Origin of the sequence: Cellulomonas sp. A375-1 (assembly GCF_001040865.1) — a bacterium.
Classification (GTDB): Bacteria; Actinomycetota; Actinomycetes; order Actinomycetales; family Cellulomonadaceae; genus Cellulomonas; species Cellulomonas gelida.
On record NZ_LFKW01000013.1, the window covers coordinates 22,215 to 41,486 of the forward strand.

At 72.1% G+C, this 19,272-nt stretch carries 13 protein-coding genes; 3 read left to right on the plus strand and 10 right to left on the minus strand.

Annotated features, from left to right (window positions below; all coding sequences use genetic code 11):
* Nucleotides 1–58 precede the first annotated feature (58 nt).
* Together CWIS_RS17365 and CWIS_RS01530 are read left to right on the plus strand one after the other, a co-directional pair.
* Nucleotides 59–1,921, plus strand: a complete 1,863-nt coding sequence (locus tag CWIS_RS17365) for a S8 family serine peptidase (RefSeq protein WP_053071485.1) — start codon at nucleotides 59–61, stop codon at nucleotides 1,919–1,921.
* Complete coding sequence (locus tag CWIS_RS01530) at nucleotides 1,831–3,228, plus strand: calcium-binding protein (protein WP_053071486.1); 1,398 nt, start codon at nucleotides 1,831–1,833, stop codon at nucleotides 3,226–3,228. Before CWIS_RS17365 ends, CWIS_RS01530 begins: the two co-directional genes overlap by 91 nt.
* Nucleotides 3,229–3,337: 109 nt before the next feature.
* Here CWIS_RS01530 and CWIS_RS01535 read toward each other — a convergent pair whose 3' ends face one another.
* From CWIS_RS01535 to CWIS_RS01570, 8 genes are all read right to left on the minus strand, one after another.
* Nucleotides 3,338–4,681 (minus strand): pitrilysin family protein, encoded by a 1,344-nt coding sequence (locus CWIS_RS01535; RefSeq protein ID WP_048341466.1) that lies wholly within the window; start codon nucleotides 4,679–4,681, stop codon nucleotides 3,338–3,340.
* A 1-nt stretch (nucleotide 4,682) separates the two neighbouring features.
* Nucleotides 4,683–6,923, minus strand: a complete 2,241-nt coding sequence (locus tag CWIS_RS01540) for a polyribonucleotide nucleotidyltransferase (protein ID WP_048341467.1) — start codon at nucleotides 6,921–6,923, stop codon at nucleotides 4,683–4,685.
* 272 nt (nucleotides 6,924–7,195) lie between these two features.
* Nucleotides 7,196–7,465, minus strand: a complete 270-nt coding sequence (gene rpsO / locus CWIS_RS01545; RefSeq protein WP_048341468.1) for a 30S ribosomal protein S15 — start codon at nucleotides 7,463–7,465, stop codon at nucleotides 7,196–7,198.
* Between the two features lie 140 nt (nucleotides 7,466–7,605).
* Entirely contained in the window at nucleotides 7,606–8,649 is a 1,044-nt protein-coding gene (locus CWIS_RS01550; protein WP_048341469.1) for a CAP domain-containing protein, read from the minus strand.
* Between the two features lie 168 nt (nucleotides 8,650–8,817).
* Nucleotides 8,818–9,807, minus strand: a complete 990-nt coding sequence (locus CWIS_RS01555; RefSeq protein WP_048341470.1) for a bifunctional riboflavin kinase/FAD synthetase — start codon at nucleotides 9,805–9,807, stop codon at nucleotides 8,818–8,820.
* Nucleotides 9,808–9,913: 106 nt separating this feature from the next.
* Entirely contained in the window at nucleotides 9,914–13,261 is a 3,348-nt protein-coding gene (locus CWIS_RS01560; RefSeq protein WP_053071487.1) for a glycoside hydrolase family 9 protein, read from the minus strand.
* A gap of 158 nt (nucleotides 13,262–13,419) precedes the next feature.
* Nucleotides 13,420–14,412 carry a tRNA pseudouridine(55) synthase TruB gene (gene truB, locus CWIS_RS01565; RefSeq protein WP_048341471.1) on the minus strand — a complete coding sequence of 331 codons (993 nt, stop codon included), beginning with the start codon at nucleotides 14,410–14,412 and terminating at the stop codon, nucleotides 13,420–13,422.
* The gene (locus CWIS_RS01570) at nucleotides 14,409–15,008 is read right to left on the minus strand and encodes a TetR/AcrR family transcriptional regulator (protein ID WP_048341472.1); all 600 of its coding nucleotides are present in this window, start codon (nucleotides 15,006–15,008) and stop codon (nucleotides 14,409–14,411) included. The genes truB and CWIS_RS01570 overlap by 4 nt, the downstream gene beginning before the upstream one ends.
* 91 nt (nucleotides 15,009–15,099) lie before the next feature.
* Here CWIS_RS01570 and CWIS_RS01575 point away from each other — a divergent pair, with 91 nt between their 5' ends.
* Nucleotides 15,100–16,617 (plus strand): DHA2 family efflux MFS transporter permease subunit, encoded by a 1,518-nt coding sequence (locus CWIS_RS01575; protein WP_082156135.1) that lies wholly within the window; start codon nucleotides 15,100–15,102, stop codon nucleotides 16,615–16,617.
* A 108-nt stretch (nucleotides 16,618–16,725) separates the two neighbouring features.
* Here CWIS_RS01575 and rbfA read toward each other — a convergent pair whose 3' ends face one another.
* A complete protein-coding gene (gene rbfA, locus CWIS_RS01580; RefSeq protein ID WP_048341473.1) occupies nucleotides 16,726–17,175 on the minus strand; it encodes a 30S ribosome-binding factor RbfA in 450 nt (149 codons plus the stop codon).
* Between the two features lie 171 nt (nucleotides 17,176–17,346).
* The coding region (gene infB / locus CWIS_RS01585) for a translation initiation factor IF-2 (protein ID WP_048341474.1) at nucleotides 17,347–19,272 on the minus strand (1,926 nt) is incomplete at its 5' end.

A 19,272-nucleotide genomic window follows, 5' to 3' on the forward strand; every position in this document is an offset into this window, starting at 1 on the left:
CGAGGCCCTCCACCGAGGCCGACGGCAGCCGTCTTCGATCAGCACGAGGGGGTGCACGATGTTCGTGCCCGCAAGATGTCACCGGAGAAACGCACGACGAGTCGCAGCAGCAGGGATCGCTGCCCTGGCGCTCGCCATCACGGGCGGCACCGCCGCCCTCGCAGCCCCGCCGGCCGTCGCTGCCAGCCTCGCGACCAGCGGCCTGCAGGACCCGGACGGCGCACAGCCCGAGTTCGAGGGCTACGTCGGCTACCACGCCGACGCCTCATCCGCAGCGGCCTCCGCCACGACGACGGACAAGCCCAAGACCACGGACCCGGGGCCTGTCGCGACCCCGGGCTTCGACACGCCCGACGTACCCGGCACCAAGGTGCCGCAGGTCAAGAAGCTCCCGGCCGTCGCCCCGCTGCCCAGCGCACCGGACCCGCAGCAGGTCGCCGCGGTCCGCAAGGCCGTGGCGACGAACGGCAGCGCGCGGGTCGCCGTGACGGCCACCGGGTCGCTGCGCTCCGACCTCGGGACATCGGCCACCGCCTCCCGGGTCCAGGGCGAGCTGACCGCTGACGCCCAGGCCGGGCTGTCCGCCACGCTCGCGGGCACCGGCTCGACGCTCGTGGGCCTCGACCCCGTGCTGCCCGCCGGCGTCTGGACCGTCACCCAGGACGGGCTGGACGCGCTGCTCGCCGATCCTCAGGTCGGTTCCGTGGTGCTCGACGGCGAGGCGTACGCGACGCTCGCGACGAGCACCGGGGTCATCGACTCCGACCTGCTCAACACCGCCGGCGTCCTCGGCAACGACTTCGACGGAGCGACGGGCGGCGGGTACCAGGTCGCCGTGATCGACTCCGGCGTCGACAACCAGCACAACGCGTTCACCGGACGCATCGTCTCGCAGGCCTGCTACGTCACCGACTCGTCCTGCCCCGGCGGGCTCAACGCGTCGACGGCGGCCGGCTCGGCCGACGAGTGCACGCACTCCAGCGACTGCGACCACGGCACGCACGTCGCCGGCATCGCGGCGGGCTCCTTCTTCACGGGTGGCCACGAGGGCGTCGCACGGGGCGCCGGGATCCACGCCCTGCGCGTGGCGCAGGACAACCCGAACAGCTCCCGGTGGACCGCGCAGTTCTCGTCCATCAACAACGCGCTCGCGCGCGTGTACGCGCTCAAGACCACGACGAGCCCCAAGATCGTCTCGGTCAACCTGAGCATCGGCACCAACACGGTGTTCGCCCCGGGCGACGCCGCGTGCGCCGCGGTCAACCCGACGACGAACACGTGGTTCTCGCTCCTGCAGGGCCAGGGCGTCGCGGTCGTCGTGGCCGCGGGCAACAACGGCAGCAGCACCGGGATGAGCTTCCCCGGCTGCTTGACGACCGCGTTCGCGATCGGCGCGACGAGCGACACCGACGTCCCGGCGGGGTTCACCAACTCCTCCTCCGGGCTGCGCTGGTGGGCTCCTGGCGTCTCGATCGACGCGCCCGTCCCGACCGGGAACAACCACGGGTTCAAGGACGGCACCTCGATGGCCGCTCCGCACGTCACCGGGGCGTTCGCGCTGCTGCGCGAGTGCGTCGACGGCAACGGTGTGCCCATCACCAACGCGGCCGCGGCCGCCAACCTCGACGCCACGGGCGTGGACGTGACGCGCGCGGGCGTGACCCGCAAGCGCATCAACGTGCTCGACGCGGCGACGCGGACGGTCAACAACAACGACTTCGCCTCGCCCGAGGTCTTCAGCGGCAACGGGCCGATCAACGACTTCGACTTCACCGTCTGCTCGGACGCCGAGCCCGGCGAACCGGGACCGTTCAGCGTCGACAACGGCGTGTGGGGCGGTGGACCCCCGCCACGACGGGCACGGCGACGATCTCGACGGAGGACAACGGGACGAACGTCACGACGTTCGACACGACCCTGACCGTCTACACGGGCACCTCGCTGGCCACGCTCACGCCGCTGGCCTGGGACGACGACTCGGGTACGGGCAACCGCAGCCTGGTCACCTTCCCGGTCAACGGCGGCACCTCCTACCGCATCAAGGTGGACGGGTTCGGCGCGACCAACGGTCTGCTCAACCTGCACATCGAGAACGGGCCCGCCCCGCTCTGCCAGGGCGTCGCGGCGACGATCGTCGGAACGCCGGGTGCGGACACGATCAACGGAACCGCCGGTGACGACGTGATCGTCGCGGGTGCGGGCAACGACGCCATCGACGGGCTGGGCGGCAACGACCGGCTCTGCGGTGACGCAGGCGACGACACGATCCGTGGCGGTACGGGCAACGACATCGGCTTCGGCGGGTCGGGCGCGGACTCCCTGCGGGGCGACTCGGGCAACGACACGCTGCTCGGCAACCCCGGCAGCGGGTCGACCGACGACGTCGGCGACTACCTCAACGGTGGCACCGGCAACGACACCCTGGACGGCTGGGTCGGCGACGACCAGCTCAACGGCGGCACCGGGAACGACCAGCTGCTGGGCATGGACGGCACCGACACGGTGATCTTCGCGACCTCGGCCGCGGGCGTGGTCGTCGACCTCGCCGCGGGCACCGCGACGGGTGACGGCACCGACTCGGTCGTGCAGGCCGAGAACGCCATCGGTTCGGCGCGGGCCGACAAGCTCGTGGGCACCTCGGGCACGAACGTGCTGCGCGGTGGCGCCGGCAACGACCGGATCGAGGGGTGGAACGGCAACGACACGATCGCCGGCGGCCCCGGCACCGACACGGTCCTGGGCGGCAACGGCAACGACACGATCGCCGGAGAAGCGGGCAGCGACCGCCTGTACGGCAACCCCGGCAACGACACGGTCCGAGGCGGTGACGGCGACGACCAGATCGACGGCGGCACGGGCAACGACCGGTTGTACGGCGAGGCCGGGGTCGACCGCATCGCCGGTGCCGACGGCACCGACACGATCGACGGTGGCGTGGGCAACGACGTCATCGACGCGGGCGACGACGCCGACACGGCGACCGGAGGCGCCGGCAACGACACCGTGCGCGGTGGCACAGGCAACGACACCGTGCGCGGCGGGGCCGGCAACGACTCCGTGTACGGCGGCACGGGCAACGACCGGGTCTTCGGTGACTCGGGCAACGACCGGGTGTTCGGCGAGTCCGGCACCGACGTCCTCAACGGCGGTTCCGGTTCGGACAGCTGCTCCGGCGGTACCGGCGTCGACACGGGCGCGTCGTGCGAGAGCACGTCGTCGATCCCCTGATCACCTGACGGCACTCCCGCCGCTCGCTGCGGGAGCCGAGAGGTCCGCGCTGCGCGGGTCGGCCACGGCCGGCCCGCGCAGCGTCGTGGAACGGGTCAGTGCGCGGTGGTCAGTCGCCGAACGGCCCGACGCGCACCACGGACCGCGGGCGTGACGCGAGCTCGGCAGCGAGTTCCTGCACGTCGGCCGCCGTCACCGCGCGCACGCGCTCGAGCGACTCGTCGATGCTCAACAGCTGGCCGTGGACCAGCTCGGCCTTGCCGAGCCGGCTCATGCGCGAGCCGGTGTCCTCCATGCCGAGCACAAGCCCGCCCGACAGCTGCCCGATCGACCGCTCGAGCTCGGCGGACGAGATGGGGGTCGACGCGAGCCGCTCCCACTCCGCGACCATGAGCGCCACGACCTCGTCGACCTTCGCCGGGGTGCACCCGGCGTAGAGCCCGAACACGCCCGTGTCGGTGTGACCCGACGCGAACGAGTAGGTCGAGTAGGCCAGGCCGCGCTTCTCGCGCACCTCCTGGAAGAGCCGCGACGACATGCCGCCGCCGAGCACCGCGTTGAGCACCGACAGCGTGAAACGACGGTCGTCGGTGGCCGTCAGGGACGCGCACCCGACGATGACGTTCGCCTGCTCGGTGTGCCGCCGCACGGCGCGCTCGACGCCCACGATCGGCAGGCCCTGCTCGCCGGCGGTCAGCTCGACGGCACGCGCGCGGCGTCCCGTCGGGTCCGCGTCGCCTGCGAGGTCCCAGCCGCCGGCGACGAGAGCGTCGGCGACCTGGGCGCACAAGGTGTCGTGGTCGACTCCCCCGGCCGCGCTGACGACGAGCGTCGCGGGCTGGTAGTGCCAGCGGTAGTGCTCCCAGACCGCGTCACGCGGGACGTCCCGGATCGTGTCGGGTGTGCCGCCGATCGGACGGCCGAGCGGGGGGTCCCCCAGCACCGCGGTCGCGAACTGCTCGTGGACCACGTCGCTCGGGTCGTCGTCGTTCATCGCGAGCTCTTCGAGGATGACCCCGCGCTCGGTCTCGAGCTCGTCGGCCTCGAGGCGCGCCGAGGTCACCATGTCGGCGATCACGTCGACTGCCATGGGCAGGTCCGAGTCGAGCACCCGCGCGTAGTAGCACGTGTGCTCCTTGCCCGTGGCCGCGTTCGCCTCACCGCCGACGGCGTCGAACGCCTCGGCGATGTCCATCGCGGTCCGCCGCGCGGTGCCCTTGAACAGCAGGTGCTCGAGGAAGTGCGTCGAGCCGAAGTGGCCCGACTCCTCGTCGCGCGAGCCGACGCCGACCCACGCACCCACGGTCGCGGACCGCAGGCCGGGCATGTGCTCGGTCAGGACCCGGACGCCGCCGGGCAGGACGGAACGACGCACGAAGGCGTCGCCGTCCTGCCCGGCGGACTGCTCGGCGCCAGGGAGCCCCTGGCGCACGAGCGGGAGGTCGAGAGGCACGTCAGGCGTCGGTCGTCGTGGGCTCGACCGTCTCGTCCGCGGGCTTCGCGTCCTCGGCGGGCTCGTCCACGACCGCGTGCAGCGACAGCTTGCCGCGCGGGTCGATCTCGCCGATCTCGACCTGGACCTTCTGGCCGATGGCCAGCACGTCCTCGACGTTCTCGACGCGCTTGCCGCCGACGAGCTTGCGGATCTGGCTGATGTGCAGCAGACCGTCCTTGCCCGGCGAGAGCGAGATGAACGCGCCGAAGGTCGTCGTCTTCACGACGGTCCCGACGAAGCGCTCGCCGATCTCGGGCATGTGCGGGTTGGCGATCGCGTTGATCGCGGCCCGCGCGGCCTCGGCCGACGGACCGTCGGTCGCACCGATGTAGACCGTGCCGTCGTCCTCGATCGAGATGTCGGCGCCGGTCTCCTCCTGGATCTGGTTGATCATCTTGCCCTTCGGGCCGATGACCTCGCCGATCTTGTCGACCGGCACCTTGACCGTGATGACGCGCGGGGCGAACGGGCTCATCTCGTCGGGCGTGTCGATCGCCTCGGAGATCACGTCGAGGATCGCCAGACGCGCCTCCTTGGCCTGAGTCAGCGCGCCGGCCAGCACCGAGGCGGGGATGCCGTCGAGCTTGGTGTCGAGCTGGATGGCCGTGACGAACTCGCGCGTGCCGGCGACCTTGAAGTCCATGTCGCCGAACGCGTCCTCGGCACCGAGGATGTCCGTGAGCGCCGCGTAGCGGGTCTCACCGTTCACCGTGTCGGAGACGAGGCCCATCGCGATGCCCGCGACGGGCGCACGCAGCGGGACACCGGCGTTGAGCAGCGACAGCGTCGAGGCGCAGACCGAGCCCATCGACGTGGAGCCGTTGGAGCCCAGTGCCTCGGAGACCTGGCGGATCGCGTAGGGGAACTCCTCGCGGCTCGGCAGGACGGGCATGAGCGCCCGCTCGGCCAGCGCGCCGTGACCGATCTCGCGACGCTTCGGCGAACCCACGCGGCCCGTCTCACCGGTCGAGTACGGCGGGGAGTTGTAGTTGTGCATGTAGCGCTTGCGCGTCTCGGGCGACAGCGTGTCGAGCTGCTGCTCCATGCGGAGCATGTTCAGCGTCGTGACGCCCAGGATCTGGGTCTCGCCACGCTCGAACAGCGCCGAGCCGTGGACGCGGGGCAGGACCTCGACCTCGGCACCCAGGGTGCGGATGTCGCGCAGGCCGCGGCCGTCGATGCGGAAGCCGTCGGTGAGGATGCGCTGACGGATCAGCTTCTTCTGCACCGAGCGGTACGCGGCGGAGATCTCCTTCTCGCGACCCTCGAACGCGGCGGCGAGCTCGGCCTGGACCTCGGCCTTGATCTCGTCGAGCCGGCCCTCGCGGGTCTGCTTGTCGGCGATGCTCAGTGCCTCGTTCAGGCGACCGGTCGCGGCGGCCTCGACCGCGGCGAACACGTCGTCCTGGTAGTCGGGGAACGTCGGGAAGGCCTGCGTCTCCTTGGCAGCCTTCGCGGCGAGCTGCGACTGCGCGTCGACGAGGACCTTGATGAACGGCTTCGCGGCCTCGAGGCCCTGCGAGACGATCTCCTCGGTCGGCGCCTGGCCGCCCTCGTTCTTGATGAGGTTCCACGACTTCTCGGGCGCCTCGGCCTCGATCATCGCGATGGCGACGTCGTCACCGACGACGCGACCGGCGACGACCATGTCGAACGTCGCCCGCTCGCGCTCGGAGTAGCGCGGGAACGCGACCCACTGACCGTCGACGAGCGCGATGCGCACGGCGCCGACCGGGCCGGAGAAGGGCAGGCCCGACAGCTGCGTCGAGATCGACGCGGCGTTGATGGCGAGCACGTCGTACGCGTCGTCCGGGTGGATCGCCAGGACCGTGATGACGACCTGGACCTCGTTGCGCAGACCCTTGACGAAGAGGGGACGCAGCGGGCGGTCGACGAGACGGCACGCCAGGATCGCCTCGGTCGAGGGACGGCCCTCGCGGCGGAAGAACGAGCCGGGGATCTTGCCGGCGGCGTACTGCCGCTCCTCGACGTCGATCGTCAGCGGGAAGAAGTCGAACTGCTCCTTGGGGTGCTTGCCGGCCGTCGTGGCCGACAGGAGCATCGTGTCGCCGTCGAGGTACGCGGCGGCGGAGCCGGCGGCCTGCTTGGCGAGGCGGCCGGTCTCGAAACGGACGGTGCGGGTGCCGAAGCGACCGTTGTCGATCACGGCCTCGGCGAACTGGATCTCGGGACCCTCCACGGGTGCCCTCCTTGCTCTCGAAGGCGCCGGCCGGTCCCGGCGGTCTTCGATCGAGGCTCACGGAGCAAGGCTCCGGGGGCCACTACCGAGGACCGGACAGGTGGACCGACGCGGTGGGTGATGCGTGTCGAACGTGTGGTGCGTGCTGCTCGGACGAGCAGCTGAGCACGCCGACGATCTTGCCGGGGTGCTGCCGGGCCTGTCGCGCGACGCGCGGGCCCGACATGCGGACCAGCCCGGACCCCCGCGGGGGCCCGGGCTGGTCCGGAAGGTCAGCGACGCAGACCGAGGCGCTCGATGATCGAGCGGTAGCGGTTGATGTCGATCTTCTGCAGGTAGCCGAGCAGGCGACGACGACGACCGACGAGCAGCAGCAGGCCGCGGCGGCTGTGGTGGTCGTGCTTGTGCTCCTTGAGGTGCTCGGTCAGGTCCTTGATGCGCTTCGTGAGGACAGCGATCTGCACCTCCGGGGAACCGGTGTCGCCCTCGTGCGTGGCGTACTCGGTCATGATGGCCTGCTTGGTGGCAGCGTCGAGGGACACGGCTCTCCTTGTTGATCTCGTTGCGCGGTGCGCCGGGGCACGTCCACCCGGGCTCTCTCGTTCCGCGGCCGTTCTGACGGCTACGACAGACTACCAGGCACGAGCCCGCACCGAAGCCCGCCCTGACGGGGGCGACGCGGTCAGGCCGTGGGGTCGTACAGCCGCACGACGTAGCTCAGCGAGCGCGACGACCCACCGGTGATCCCCGAGACCGTCACGCGGTACTGGATCGACCGCTTGCCCTGGGGGTCCGCGACGCCCTTGACGCGGAACACGAGCGTGTTCGGCCCGTACCCGACGACGGGCGCGTACTTCTTGACCGTGAGCGTGCGCGCCACGTTGCCCGACGACCACAGCCGCTGCACCTTGACGGTCGCCCTGGAGAAGCTGACGTTCGGGTCGGACGACGACAGCGACCAGCGCCCGTTCGGCTCGAGCTGCTCGGGGAACCAGCCGCGGGCGGGCCACTCCATCCAGGTCGGCCTGGCGACCGACGAGGACGTGCCGAGGCCGATGACCGTGAGCGCGTTGGCCGAGGGCGTCGAGCCCGTCGCGATGCGCGTCGTCGTCGGGTTGAGGATCCACCGGCGGTGCCCGACGGCCGTGTTCCCGTCGCCGGGGTCGACCATGTACGCGGCGATCGCCTTGGCCCCGCTGGTGCCGAGGGCGAGGTTCGAGACCCCCGCGGCGCTCTTGGCGTCCCGGGTCCAGCAGTGCGGGAACTCGCTCGGGGTGGGCGAGTGCGACAGCTTGCCGTTCGCGTCCATGAGCAGCGCCGCCTTCTGCGCCGCTCCGCTCGCGTCCGCGTCGAGCTCGACCGGCGCCAGCTGGACGAGCGCGCGCATCGCGTTGACCGTCGTGAGCGTCGCCGTGCGCGACGCGTTCGACTCGCGGCCGGCCGAGCACGACCCGACGCTGCCGGTCCAGGTCACCGGGACCTTGAGCGCCTGCGCGATGCGGGAGGTGTAGAGGCGCGTGACCCAGGCCTTCGTCGGCTTGACGTCCACGCTCGCGGCGACCGCCCCGGCCGCCGCGACGCCGCCCCGCTGGGCGCTCGTCGGTGCTGCGATCGTGGGTCCGGCGACGACGGGTGACGATGCGACGACCGGACGCTCGGACCGGGCCTGCGCCGGCGCGAAGGCCGTCGCGAGGAGCGCGCAGGAGGCGACGGCGCAGAGCAGCACGCGAGTGCGACGGTGGGCCACACGGACCTCCGAGGGGCGACGACAGGGCGAGGACCCCGTGCGGGGCCCCTGCCCCACCATCGGCACGCCTGGCGGGCGACCTGAGCCGGCCGGTTCAACAACTCGCTGACCTGCCGCTCGGCGCTCCCGCTGGCACAGCCCGCCGCGTCACTGCGCGGGGGCGAGCACCTCACGCACGCGCTCGACGTCCGCGTGCATCTGCACCAGCAGCTCGTCGACCGAGTCGAACCGCAGCGTGGGACGCAGCCGCGCGACGAGGTCGAGCACGACCTCCTCGTCGTACAGGTCGAGGTCCGTGCGGTCGAGCACGTACGCCTCGACGCGGCGCTGCACACCGTCGAACGTCGGGTTGGTGCCGATCGAGACCGCCGCAGGCAGCGGTGCGTCGTCGACGACCGGGGTCCCGTCGGCGCGGCGCGTCCGGCGCAGCCACCCCGCATACACGCCGTCCGCGGGCACCATGCCGATCGCGTCCTGCGCGAGGTTGGCCGTCGGGAAGCCGAGCTCGCGGCCCCGTGCGTCGCCGTGCACGACGATGCCGCGCAGCCGGTGGGCCCGGCCGAGCACGTGCGCGGCCTGCTCGACGTCGCCCGCCGCGAGCGCCTCGCGCACCCACGTCGACGACCAGCGACGGTGCGGCGCCTCACCGTCGGGCGCCTCGGGGGGTGTGATGTCGTCGATCACCTCGACGTCGAACCCGTACCGCCGGCCGAGCTCGACCATCGTCGACAGGTCACCCGAGTTCTGCCAGCCGAACCGCACGTCCCGTCCGACGACCACGGTGCGCGCCCGCAGGCCGTCGACCAGGTAGGTGCGCACGAACTCCTGCGGCGACTGACGCGCGAAGTCGAGCGTGTAGTCCAGCAGCAGCACGGCGTCGAGCCCGGTCTGCTCGAGCAGGTCGAGCCGGTCCTCGTCGCCGGTGAGCAGCGGCGGGGCGTCATCCGGCCGGTGCACCTGCAGCGGGTGGGGGGTGAACGTCACCGCGACCGCGGCGGACCCCTGGGCCCGCGCGTCCGCCGCCATGCGGCGCAGCACGCTCGCGTGCCCGCGGTGCACTCCGTCGAAGTTGCCGAGCGTCACGACCGTCGGACCGAAGTCGGACGGCACGTCGGCGAGGTCGGTCCAGCGATGCACCCGCCGATCATGCCACCGCGTCACGGTCGGGCGCTGCGCCGTCCCGTGGCGCGGCCTCGCCGTGCTGCCTGCGGGGCAGCGACGACGAGGCCGCGCACGGGGTACGTCACCTGGGGCCGCGGACCAGGGTGACGGACGCCTCGTCGGTCGTGGCCGAGCCGGCGTCGTTGGTGAACACCGCGCGGTAGCGGTCCCCGTCGGTGCCGGGCCCGACGACGAGGCTCAGCGCCGTGCCGCACGCGTGGCGCACGTCCACCCACCGCGACGAGCCGCGCTCGCGCACCTGCCACTGGATGCGCGGCACCGGGTAGCCGCTGGCCGCAGCCCGCAGCGTGACGCGCGTACCCGCCTTGCCGCTCACGGACGCCGGGTGCGTGGTCACCTGCGGCGCCGCACGCTCGATCCGCAGCGTCGCGGCGTCGGTCGCGACCGAGCCGGACGCGTTCGTGAAGACCGCGCGGTACTGCGTGCCGTCAGTCGCCGGGGACGCCTTGACGGTCAGCGTCGTGGACGTCACCCCGCGGACCGTGGCCCAGCGACCCTTGCCGTGTCGCGACTCCCACCGCACGGTGGGCGTCGGGCTACCCGTCGCGGCCGCGACGAACTGCACGGTCGCGCCAGGTGCGACCGTCGCGTCCTGGGGCTGGGTCGTGACGACCGGCGCGGCCGGCACACCCTTGGCACCGAGATCGGCGACGAACGACGCGACCCACGACATCGGCGCGTTCCAGTTGATCGTCAGCTCGTTGACCGACCACGCCTCGATGTCGTCGACGTAGCACAGCTGCGGCGCGCACTCGTGGCCCGCGGGGTAGAGCCGGTTCATCACCGGGTCCCACGTGCCGCGCTGCGAGTTGGGACCACCCGAGACCGTGCCCGGCGGCGGCGGCACGAGCCACCGGCTGTGCTGGTGCGACGAGAACTCGGTGCCGTACCCCGTGATGTACGAGTTGTTCAGCGCGTTGCGGCCGAGCAGGTAGTCCATCGACTCGAGCACGGCGCGGGCGTACGCGGGGTCACCCGTGAGGTCGTAGGCCGTGGCCAGGACCACCTGGTTGTTGAGCACGGCCGAGTTCGAGCCCCACTCGTAAGAACCGTCCGCCTGGCCCGGGTAGGCCTGGCCGAACGCCTCGTCGCCCTGCCACGCGAGGTAGGTGTCCGCTCCTGCGACCACCGAGGCACGGATGGCCTTGCGCGTCGGCAGGTTGTTGGGCACCGTCGCGAGGTCCATCCGCGCGAGCGGGGCCACGCTCCCCCACGAGAACCCGGTGCGCGACCAGATGTCGGAGGCCGCGAGCGGGCTGGCGAGCACGTCGGCCTTGACGTCGCGGTCGCCCGTGGTCAGGAAGAGCTCCGCGGCCGCCCAGTAGAACTCGTCGGTCACGTTGGCGTCGTCGTACGGGCCTCCGCCGTTCTGCCCCGCCGTCACCGGCGCGTACAGGTCGGGCACGCGCTTGGCGGCCGCGTAGGCGGTCCGCGCCGCGGTGAGCAGCTTCTGCGAGTACGCCTTGTCGTACGTGCGGAACAGTCGCGCACCCTGCGCCGCAGCCGCGGCGAGGTTGAGCGTGGCCGCCGTCGACGGGCGGTGCAGGCGTCGCAGCTGCGGGTCCTGCGACGGCAGGAGCCCGAGGCCCGTCCAGCCCACGTCGTGGATCTTGTGGTGCACGAGGCCGTCGAGCGAGCGGGAGTCCGTCGCGGAGACCGTCATCCCCGAGCCGGCGGGCACCTGCATCGCGAGCAGGAAGTCGAGCTGCCAGCGCGCCTCGTCGAGCACGTCCGGCACGCGGTTGCCGCTCTCGTCGCCGGGCACGTCCAGCGTGGCGTCGCCGAGGGCGCCCTTGACGGCGTTCTTCGTGTGCAGCGTCCGCTCGTACATGCCGAGCAGCTGAGCGACCGCGATGCCGCCGTTGACCACGTACTTGCCGTGGTCGCCCGCGTCGTACCAGCCACCGACGACGTCGAGCGAGTACCCCTCGGGGCACGCCCACGTCCCGTACGACCACGAGCCGCCGTCCTCGGCGGAGGTGAGGCACGCGACGTCCAGGTCACCCTTGTTGACCGCTCCGTCGGGCCCGGACACGTGCCCGGCGGGCCGGTCGTACCGGTCGTCGGGGACGTCGACCGCGATGCCCGATCGCACGGGGTAGAAGTAGTTCAGCGCGTCGTAGCGCAGCTGGTCGTACAGCGTCGCCGAGATGGCGAACGGGTCGCTGCGGTCCTCACCGACGACGAGCGTGTACCCGCTTCCCGGCGTGCTGAAGCTGCTGAAGTCGATCGTCTGGACCGCGAGCTGCGACGTCGGGTCCACGCCCGCCGGGGTGGCCTCGCCGGAGGCGACCACCTGCTGCGCCGCGTCCTGCAGCTCCCACGCGAGGGGCTCGGCGGCGTCGCTCACGACCGTCGCGTTCTTCGGCCCGTCCGGCAGGTAGCCGAGCTGGTTGACCCGGATCGGGCCGCGCACGTCCGGCTCGTACGGCGGCGGCGGCGTGGCGACCTTCTGCAGCGAGATGCTCGTGATGCAGAAGGTGAAGTCGCCGCGAGCACCCATCTGCAGCGCGAGCTGGCCCACGCCGACGGTCGGGTCGGACGACTCGGCCGGGAACGTCAGAGGCGACGTGAACGCCAGGACGTGCTCCTGCAGGTCGGTGGTCAGCTCGGTGTTGTCGACGAACGCGGTGCGCCACGGCTCGGCGTTCTCGCCGACGATCGTGCGGATCGTCGCTCCGTTGCTAGCGCTCGCCGTGTACGCGAGGCGGTAGTTGGCGTCCGCCTCGATCGGCAGGCCGTTGAGCACGAGGCCCGCGTACTGGCCCGAGCTGTCGAGGACCTCGAAGCACAGGGGCTCACCCTCACCGGGCTCGGACGTGACGGTCCAGCCGTTCGCGCTCCAGCCCTCGGGCAGCACACCGTCGAAGCTCGTGTCGGGGAGCAGCTCGACGTCCCCGCTGAGCTGGAAGTCGTCGAGGCAGAACGTGTAGTCGGCCGCCTGCGCGCCGAGCTGGAAGGAGAGGTTCCCGTCGCCGCTGAACTCGGGCGTCCAGGAGAACGCGTAGTCCTGCTTCTCCTCGGTGAGGGCGACGGTCGACGACACGTCGTCGGGCCACCCGATGCCGGCGCGCAGGTTCACCGAGACGGGCGCGGTGGTGTGCGCGGAGAACGACACCGTGTAGGTGCCGCCCGCCTGGAACGCCACCCCGTCGTGCTGCGCCGCGACGTCCCAGGGGTTCGTCGTCCCGGCGGGGACGACGACGCAGAGCTCACCGTCCACCACGGACGACGACGAGTCGCCGCCGTAGCTGTACCAGCCCTGCGTCCCGTCGGCGAAGTCGTGCGGGGACTCGACGGGATTGGCGAACGCTCCGGGCGCGACTGCGGCGGTCGCGACGAGGGCCGCGGCCGTCAGGCCGGCGGACAGGGCGGCCGTGCGCGCACGGCGACGGAACCAGGAAACCACGTTGTCTCCTTGAGAGGCCTGACAGCGCTTGCCCCGGGAGCGGACGGAGCTCCCGATCGTCGCTACGCGGAACGTACCAGGACATACGGGACGCCGAAACCGGTCCCGGACCGCCTGAACCGTTTAGTTCACCCGTCCAGCCGTCGCCGATCGCGGGATCAGGCGACGGCGAGGACGAGCACCGGCCGGGCTTTGCCCTCGCGCAGGCGCAGCAGGGCGACGAGGCGTCCGTCCGGGCCGATCGCCGCGACCGTCTGGTCCGGGTCGTCGGTGACCGACGGCGGGTAGGCCTCGATCCCCTGGCCGTAGCCGAGCGCACGCTCCTGGGCCTCGGTCACGTCGTACACGGGGAAGGTGCCGCGTGCCGCGTCCGCGAGCGGCATCACGTCGAGCGGGACGTCGTCCGGCGTGCGTGCGAGCTCGTCGAGCGTGCGCGCGTCGTCGAGCCGGTAGCCGCCGACGCGCGTGCGCCGCAGCGCGACCAGGTGCGCCCCGACGCCGAGCGCGAGGCCGAGGTCGCGCGCGAGCGCCCGCACGTACGTCCCCGACGACACGACCGTGCGGACGTCGACGTCGAGCACCCGCACGCCGTCGGCCGACGCCTCACGCATCTCGCCGACGACGAGCTCGGCAATCGTCACCGGGCGCGCCGCGAGCTCGACCTGCTCCCCCGCCCGGACGCGTGCGTACGCGCGCTCACCGTCGACCTTGATCGCCGAGACGGCACTGGGCACCTGCATGACGTCGCCGGTGAGCCCGCGAGCCGCCGCGACGATCTCGTCGCGGGTGAGGTGGTCGGCGTCCTGCGCGCGCGTGACCTCGCCCTCGGCGTCCTCGGTCGTCGTCGCGACGCCCAGCCGGATCGTCGCGGTGTACTCCTTGTCGGCGCCGACCACATAGGTCAGCAGCTTCGTGGCACGGCCGACGCCGACGACGAGCACGCCCGTCGCCATCGGGTCGAGCGTGCCGGCGTGACCGACCTTGCGTGTGCCTGCGAGTCCGCGCATGCGCGCCACGACGTCGTGGCTCGTCCAGCCCCCGGGCTTGTCGACGATCACGAACCCGTCCGGTGCGGTCGGGCGCCGTCGTCGTGCACCCTCGTCCCGCTGCCGGCGCGCGCCGGGCGCGCGCACCTCGGGCGCTCCGCTCATGCCTGGGCCCGGCGGGTCGCGAGGACCACGCAGTCGATCAGCGCGTCCATGCCGGCGTCCTCGCCGCGGTGCGCGTCCGCGTCGACCGCGACGAGCACGTTGAGGAGCATGCCGAACGCCACGAACTGCCGCGCCTCGTCCGGCTCGGCGCCCGTGCTCGCGACGAACAGGCGGTACGCCTCGCCGAGGCAGTGCCGCGCGACGCGCCCCACCTCCTCGTCGGCGCTCGCGATGAAGCCGTGCATCAGCAGCCGCAGCAGGTCCCGGTCCTCGATGAGCTCGAGGTAGGCACGTCCCATCGCCTCGCCGGGGTCGGCCTCCTGGGCGGCGGCGGTCAGCACCTCGATGACCTCGCCCGCCGCCTGGCGGTACACCTCGACGAACAGGTCACGCTTCGAGCCGAAGAGGCGCACGACGTACGGCTGCGAGATCGCCGCGGCGCGCGCGACCTCGTCGGTCGTCGCCGCGAACCCACCCTCGGCGAACACGTGGCGGGCCGCCAGCAGGATCTGCTCGCGGCGCTCGTCGCCCGACATCCGGACGGCACGAGCGGACTCCTTGACGGCGACCTCGCTCGGCACAGCGCTGCTCGACATGGTTGACAGGTTATCAGCCGATGCCTACGGTCGGATCTTGTTAGTAATCACTCAATGCCAACAGATCGACCTCGACCGCAGGGAGCACCCGATGACCACGTCCCGCCACGACGAACCGCCCACCGCGGTGCGTGCCCCTCGCGCACGCCCCCGAGCGGCCCGCACCGGCATCGCGCTCCTGGCCGCGTCGCTGCCGATGTTCATGGCGACCCTCGACAACCTCGTGATGACCACGGCGCTGCCCGTGCTGCGCACCGAGCTGTCCGCCTCGCTGAGCGAGCTCCAGTGGATGATCAACGCGTACACGCTCGCGTTCGCCTCGCTCATGATCGCCGCGGCGACCCTCGGCGACCGCCTCGGCCGGCGCCGCGTCTTCCTCGTCGGGATCGGGGTCTTCGCGCTCGCCTCGATCGCCTCGGCGCTCGCCACGACCCCCGAGGCGCTCATCGCCGCGCGTGCGGTCCAGGGCGCCGGCGCAGCCGCGATCATGCCGCTGTCCCTCACGCTGCTCGCGGCCGCCGTGCCGCGCGCACGCCGCGCGATGGCGATCGGAGTCTGGGGCGCGGTCTCGGGTCTCGGGGTCGCGCTCGGGCCCGTGATCGGCGGCGCGGTGGTCCAGGGCATCTCGTGGGAGGCGATCTTCTGGATCAACGTGCCCGTGGCGCTCGTCGCCGTGCCCCTCGTGCTGCGCGTCCTTCCCGAGTCGTTCGGTCGTCGTCAGCGCATCGACCTGGTGGGTCTCGCGTTCGCCGGCACCGGCGTCCTGGCGATCGTCTGGGCGGTCGTGAACGGCAACGACGACGGCTGGACGTCCGGCAGGGTGGTCGGGGCGCTCACAGCAGGCGTCGTGCTCCTGGTCGCGTTCGTCCGGCGTGAGGCGTCCACGGACCACCCGTTGGTCCCCCTGCGGCTGTTCCGGGTGCGGTCCTTCGCGGCCGCGAACGGCAGCTCGTTCCTGTTCTCGGTGGGCGTGTTCGGCACCGTCTTCGTGCTCTCGCAGTACCTGCAGATCGCGATGGGCTACACGCCCCTGCAGGCCGGGCTCCGGACGCTGCCCTGGACCGCGGCTCCCATGCTCGTCGCGCCGATCGCCGGGATGCTCGCGCCGCGGCTCGGCGTGCGCCCCCTCCTCACGGCCGGGCTCGCGCTCCAAGCAGTGGGCCTCGCATGGCAGGCCGCCGTGATCGGGGACGCGACCGTGTACGCCGACATCGTGCCCGGCCTGGCCCTGGCGGGGCTCGGCATGGGCCTGACGTTCGCACCGTCGGCGACCGCCGTGCTGGCCGACATGGTGCCCGACGACCATGGCACCGCGAGCTCGGTCAACGCGACGATCCGCGAGGTCGGCGGGGCCGTCGGTGTCGCCGTGATCGTCGCCGTGTTCCAGGCCGCCGACGGCACGCTCACGCCCGACGGCTACGCGCAGGGGTTGCGGCCCGCGGCCTTCGTCGGCGCGGCCGTGGTCGCCCTCGGCGCGGTCGTCGCCGCGCTCATGCCCCGCAGCACGGGCCGCATCACGCCGGAGGCGCCGACCCTGCCGGTCGACTCGGCAGATCTCGCACGCGTGGCCGACGAGAACGACGACGAACCCGCGCTCGCCACGCGCTGAGAGCGCCCGGCGCCCGGAGCGAGACGCCGTGCACGCGCGAGGGCGGCCCGACCTGTGCAGGTCGAGCCGCCCTCGTGATGTCGCCGGACCGCCGCGGTGCGGGATCCCTCATGCCTCAGCCTCGTCCGACTCGTCGTCGTCCTCGTGCTTGCGGTAGGGGTCGGCCTCGCCGGCGTACGTCGCCGACTTCGCCAGCGCCTGCACCTGCGCGTCGCGTCGGGCCGCGTCGGCGAGCGCCTGCTCGAGGTGCGCCGCGGTCTCGGGCACCGCGTCGAGGTGGAAGGCGAGCGTCGGCGTGAGCCGGATGCCCGTCTGCTTGCCCACCTCGGAGCGGATGATGCCCTTGGCTGACTCGAGCGCGAGGGCGGAACCCGCGCGCTCCTCGTCGTCCCCGAGCACCGTGTAGAACACGTCGGCGTGTTGCAGGTCCCCCGTGACACGGACGTCGGTCACGGTCACGAACCCCAGGCGCGGGTCCTTGACCCGGGTGTCGAGCATCTGCGCGACGACCTGCTGGATCCGCTCCGCCAGCTTGCGTGCACGAGCACTGTCCGCCATCAGACTCTTCCTCTCACACGACGGCCGTCCTGGAGCCCTCCCCAGGGGCAGGGCTCGGCGAGGGTGCGGTGTGCGCACACGGCCGTGGTTGGGCCTGGCGGGCGGCCGCCCCGTGAGGGGGCGGCCGCCTGGTAGGCCGTGCGCGCACACCGCGCGCGGCCTCGCCGACGATCAGGACCGCGGCTTCTCGCGCATCTCGAACGTCTCGATGATGTCCTCGACCTGCAGGTCGTTGTACGACCCGAGACCGATACCGCACTCGTAGCCCTCGCGGACCTCGGTCGCGTCGTCCTTGAACCGCTTGAGCGACTCGATCGTGAGGTTGTCCGCCACGAGCTTGCCGCCGCGCAGGACGCGCGCCTTGGTGTTCCGTCGGATCTCGCCCGAGCGGACGATCGAGCCGGCGATGTTCCCGAACTTCGAGGAACGGAAGATCTCGCGGACCTCGGCGGTGCCGAGCTGCGCCTCCTCGTACTCCGGCTTGAGCATGCCCTTGAGAGCGGCCTCGACGTCGTCGATCGCCTGGTAGATGACCGAGTAGAAGCGCACGTCGACGCCCTCACGGTCAGCCAGCTCCTCGACCCGCTCGGCGAACTTCACGTTGAAGCCGATGATGATCGCCGAGTCGACGGTGGCGAGGTTCACGTCGTTCTGCGTGATCGCACCGACGCCGCGGTGGATGACCCGCAGCTCGACCTCGTCGCCCACGTCGATCTTGAGCAGCGCGTCCTCGAGGGCCTCGACGGCACCCGAGACGTCACCCTTGATGACGAGGTTGAGGGTCTCGACCTTGCCCTGGGCGAGCGCCTGCGTGAAGTCCTCGAGGCTGATGCGCTTGCGACGCTTCGCCAGGAGGGCGGCACGCTCGGCGGCCTCACGCTTCTCGGCGATCTGGCGGGCCGTGCGCTCCTCGGGAGCCACGATCAGCGTGTCGCCCGCGGACGGGACCGACGCCAGACCGAGGACCTGGACCGGACGGGACGGGCCCGCCTCGGCGACCGGGCCGCCGTGCTCGTCGAACATCGCACGCACGCGGCCGTAGGCCGTGCCCGCGACGATCGCGTCACCGACGTGCAGCGTGCCGGACTGGACCAGGACGGTCGCCACCGCACCGCGACCCTTGTCGAGGTTGGCCTCGATGGCGACGCCTCGCGCGTCCTTGTCCGGGTTGGCCCGCAGGTCGAGCGCGGCGTCCGCCGTGAGCAGCACCGCCTCGAGGAGCTGGTCGATGCCCAGCCCCTGCTTCGCGGAGACGTCGACGAACATCGTGTCGCCGCCGTACTCCTCGGCCACCAGGTTGTACTCGGTGAGCTGCTGGCGGATCTTGGCGGGGTTCGACCCCTCCTTGTCCACCTTGTTGACCGCGACGACGATCGGCACGCCGGCCGCCTGCGCGTGGTTGAGCGCCTCGATCGTCTGGGGCATCACGCCGTCGTCGGCCGCGACCACGAGGATCGCGATGTCCGTGACCTGCGCACCACGGGCACGCATGGCGGTGAACGCCTCGTGACCCGGGGTGTCGATGAACGTGATCGGACGCTCGACGCCCTCGTGCTCCTTGACGACCTGGTAGGCACCGATGTGCTGGGTGATGCCGCCGGCCTCGCCCGCGACGACGTCCGTGGACCGGATGGCGTCGAGGAGCTTGGTCTTTCCGTGGTCGACGTGACCCATGACGGTGACGACCGGCGGACGCGCGACGAGGTCCTCGTCGGACTCGCCGGCCTCCTCGGCCTCGAGGTCGATGTCGAAGGCCCCGAGCAGCTCGCGGTCCTCCTCCTCGGCCGAGACCATCTCGATGACGTAGCCGAGCTCGGCCGCGAGCGAGCCGAACGTGTCCTCGTCGAGCGACTGCGTCGCGGTCGCCATCTCACCGAGGTGGAACAGCACCGTGACGAGCGACGCGGGGTTGGCGTCGATCTTGTCGGCGAAGTCGTTCAGCGACGAGCCGTGCCGCAGGCGGACGACGGTCTTGCCGTTGCCGCGAGGGACCTGCACGCCACCGAGCGACGGGGCCTGCATCGCCTCGAACTCCTGGCGCTTGGCCCGCTTGGACTTGCGCCCGCGGACGGGGCGACCTCCGGCGCGGCCGAAGGC

Bases quoted from the DNA above. Each gene is read 5' to 3' on its own strand.
- CWIS_RS17365 (WP_053071485.1), top strand. From the start codon at position 59: ATGTTCGTGCCCGCAAGATGTCACCGGAGAAACGCACGACGAGTCGCA.
- truB (WP_048341471.1), bottom strand. From the start codon at position 14,412: ATGAGCGGAGCGCCCGAGGTGCGCGCGCCCGGCGCGCGCCGGCAGCGG.
- CWIS_RS01570 (WP_048341472.1), bottom strand. From the start codon at position 15,008: ATGTCGAGCAGCGCTGTGCCGAGCGAGGTCGCCGTCAAGGAGTCCGCT.
- CWIS_RS01575 (WP_082156135.1), top strand. From the start codon at position 15,100: ATGACCACGTCCCGCCACGACGAACCGCCCACCGCGGTGCGTGCCCCT.
- rbfA (WP_048341473.1), bottom strand. From the start codon at position 17,175: ATGGCGGACAGTGCTCGTGCACGCAAGCTGGCGGAGCGGATCCAGCAG.